Annotated in this window: 3 protein-coding genes and 1 pseudogene; all 4 read left to right on the top strand. The window is 47.1% G+C overall.

Features of this window, described 5'->3' with window-relative positions; translation table 11 throughout:
* Positions 1-277, top strand: a pseudogene (locus V3S16_RS09975) (malate dehydrogenase); the annotation flags it as partial.
* Between the two features lie 177 nt (positions 278-454).
* Positions 455-802, top strand: coding sequence for a transposase (locus tag V3S16_RS09970; protein WP_413884538.1), 348 nt, complete (start codon positions 455-457; stop codon positions 800-802).
* Entirely contained in the window at positions 730-1,647 is a 918-nt protein-coding gene (locus tag V3S16_RS09965; RefSeq protein WP_413884539.1) for an IS3 family transposase, read from the top strand. Before V3S16_RS09970 ends, V3S16_RS09965 begins: the two co-directional genes overlap by 73 nt.
* Positions 1,648-1,889: 242 nt before the next feature.
* Positions 1,890-2,495, top strand: a complete 606-nt coding sequence (locus tag V3S16_RS09960; RefSeq protein ID WP_413884537.1) for a cytochrome c family protein — start codon at positions 1,890-1,892, stop codon at positions 2,493-2,495.
* Positions 2,496-3,047: the final 552 nt, after the last annotated feature.

The following is a 3,047-nucleotide window of genomic DNA, read 5'->3' as shown; positions in this document are numbered from 1 at the left end:
CGCGCTTTTGAAGACCGGCAGCGCGTACTACGCGCCGGGCGCATCGGTGGGCGTTATGGTCGAATCGATCGTAAGGGACTCGAAGAGGGTGGTTTCGTGCCCCGCATGGCTGGAAGGGGAATACGGCTTGAAAGATATCTTCATGGGCGTTCCGTGCGTTTTGGGCAAGAACGGCATCGAGAAGATTTTTGAGCTAAAGCTCACCGACAAAGAACAGTCCCAGCTGAACAAATCCGCCGACGGCGTGAGAAAGAGCATATCCGAACTGAACGTGTAGATATGCCCTAATTTTGTAAGTGCAAGCGCCTGAGCGAAGCGAGGGTTCTCGCCACCTTTAGGTGGTCCCGCTTGCACTCCATCTGGAGTGCGCCCCTGTAGCTGGAGCGTTTTTTAATAAGAATTAGGGTACCTGTCCGGCAAAAGATGGATAATATCCATGAAAGGAGCCGGACAAATGAAGAAGTATCGTCATTTTGATGAAGATTTCAAGCGTGAAGTAGTATTCCGTATAGACAGTGGGGTCATGACCAAGGCCCAGGCATCGAGAGAATATAATCTATCCTCATCTCTTATAGACCGCTGGCAGAAGCAAATTCATGATGGAAGCATGCGCTCGAGTCCATCCGCCCGTGAAAAGCAGTTGGAGCGGGAGCTGGAAATGTACAAGAAGAAGGTCGGCGAACTTAGCATGCAGGTTGATCTTTTAAAAAAGCTAAAGGAGTTCTCAGCATCCATGAGAAGGTTGAATGGGTACGTCGTAACCGGCAAGCTTGCGGGTCAGTCCGGCAAGGATGCAAAATGATGGGGCTTAGTTCATCAACGTATTATTACCGGCCCAAGGTATCTCGTGCCGAACGTGATCGCCGGGATGCCGATCTCCGGGACAAGATCGAGTATTTACAAGCCAACTATTCGTGTTACGGCTACCGGACGCTTAAAGAGCAACTCTTCAAGCGTTATGGCATGGTGGTTAACGGCAAACGGATACGAAGGGTAATGCGCAAGCATAACCTGTCCATGCAGGTAAAAAGGCGATTTATCAAAACGACGGACTCAGATCACGAACATCCGGTATATCCCAACCTGCTCAAGGGTCGGGAGGTAACCGACATCAATCAGGTATGGGTTGCTGATATTACTTACATCCGCATTCTGACGGGGTTCGTTTATTTGGCGGTGATATTGGACATCTTTTCTCGGAGAGTCGTTGGCTGGGCCTTATCCAAGCGGATCAACCACAAACTGACGGTGTCGGCGTTACGGATGGCCATCCAAGCCCGTAATCCAGCTACAGACATCATTCACCATTCCGACCGTGGCGTTCAGTATGCCTGTCAGGATTATGTGGAGGTGCTCAAGGAACATCAGTTCGAGATCAGCATGTCGGCGGTGGGAAATCCTTACGACAATGCGTTTGCCGAATCCTTCATAAAAACCCTTAAAAAGGAGGAGGTCTATCTATGGGAGTATGAGAGCTTTACTGATGTAGTTGAACGCATCCCGCAGTTCATCGAGATCGTTTACAACCGGAAGCGGGTCCACTCGGGCATACAGTACTTGCCCCCGGTGGAGTTTGAAGATATATTGCAGGACGAAGGTAGAAAACAAATGCTCGGACAGGTCACCCTAAAACTGTCAAAGAAATGATCCAGTCGAAGGGGCGCAGTACAGAGAGCATTTTGATCCTTATGTGGTTGATGTTTTCCTGAAAAACATTGATGAAATCATTTCAATTAAAAAGGAAGTAGACTCGGAGGAAAATCTGGCTATTTCGGAATTTACATGGAGTGAAAGAGACCAATAAATACGCTTTCAAAAAAGGTACTCCTGAGGTAACTTATAAATACGGTAGGCTGATTGTGAAACACGTTCATGTATATGGAGGGGTTATGATTAGGAAAATTGCATTAATCTGTTTTCTGTCTTTCGCGCTATTGGTCGCATATTCCTCGATTTCCGACGCCAAACGTGCCAGATACACTGGAAACCTTGGATGTAAATGCCATAAACCGAACCAGGACGATTGGGCAAAAAGCCGGCATGGATTGGCGTTTCAGACTCTGGTATTAAAGGGACGCACCAAATACGTAAGCGATGCACTGGCAAAGCTCAAGCTCGATCCCGGCAAGGACTACTCCACCGAAAAAAAATGCCTTCAATGCCATACCGTGGGATTCGAGGAACCGGGGGGTTATGAGGACGCGGATAGCTCCAAAGACCTAAGGGGCGTGGGATGCGAAAACTGCCACGGTCCGGGCAGCGAGTACAGGTTTATACATAAAGAAAAAGGGGATGAGGAGGGAAATCTGTATACGCGCGCGGAAGTAAAGGCGGCCGGCCAGATATTCCCCCAGGAAGACTTCCAGATGTGCAAGGAATGCCACGATAATCCCGATGCGGCAACATTCGTAAAGGGAAAATTCAAATATGAAGAATCGATCAAGCATGTAAAGGAGTGGCATAAAACCAACAAGCTCATGTACAAGCATGACTGACAGACGCCGAAGGGGACTGCGGCCAAGTTTGATTTGATTTTCTTTATGGAATCTTGCGTTTAATTGCTATTCTTTACGCATCCCAAAAAACATATCAGGAATCTATCTTCCTTGTTAAGGGACCCCCTTTCTCATCTTCTTCGTACTGATTATTGATTCCAACTTTCGACCCCAATCATCTAGCGCCTTCCGCTTTTCATTGTCATACGAATGACGGTCGTATATTGCGGTTATACTTTGTTCGGCATGATTGAGTATTTTTGAAATCACAAACATTAACTTAAAGGAAGGCAGCTATTATGGAAAGACTGGCAATCGGGCAATATTGAGCAAAATATTCCAATCCTTAAAAAGCCCTTTTTCACTGTTATTTTACTGTTAATTCAATGGGCGGTGCCTCTGTTTCTTTAATTTGCCGGTTTCACCCACGCTCCACGCCCTTTTTGAGGTCTGAAAACGGCAGGATTTCTATTTTAGGCTTGTTTCCATAGGTCTTCTTCATATAAGTTGTCAGTGTGGAGGAGTCTATCAATGTCAATGGGGCGGGGGGCG

Source organism: Candidatus Desulfatibia sp., assembly GCF_036446775.1.
Classification (GTDB): Bacteria; Desulfobacterota; Desulfobacteria; order Desulfobacterales; family UBA11574; genus Desulfatibia_A.
The sequence above is the reverse complement of the archived record's forward strand: the minus strand, read 5'-3'. Positions and strand labels throughout refer to the sequence as shown.